General features: G+C 58.4%; 1 protein-coding gene. It reads right to left on the bottom strand.

What is annotated here, in order from left to right:
• Window positions 1-255: AMP-binding protein (locus CW370_RS21130; protein ID WP_157829199.1), on the bottom strand; the 255-nt coding region annotated here is incomplete at both ends.

Below are 255 nucleotides of genomic sequence, written 5' to 3'. Positions count from 1 at the left end.
CAGGCGGACGATATCGAGGCGGATCGCTTCATCAATGACGTGAAGCTCAGCGCCGATCGTCCAAGTCGGGAACATCTCCCAAATGGAAGCGTCGAACCCAAAGCCCGCGTACTTCGCACTGCGGTCCTCCGCTGTCATGCTGAACGCGTCGTGGTGCCAGAAGCACAGGTTCACAAGCGCATGGTGCTCGACCATGACACCCTTCGGCTGTCCGGTCGTTCCAGACGTGTAAATCATGTACGCCAAGTTCTCCGC

It is taken from the genome of Bacillus sp. SN32, assembly GCF_002837495.1.
GTDB classification, from domain to species: Bacteria; Bacillota; Bacilli; order Bacillales; family Bacillaceae; genus Bacillus; species Bacillus subtilis.
This window is presented reverse-complemented; position numbering and strand designations above follow the sequence as displayed.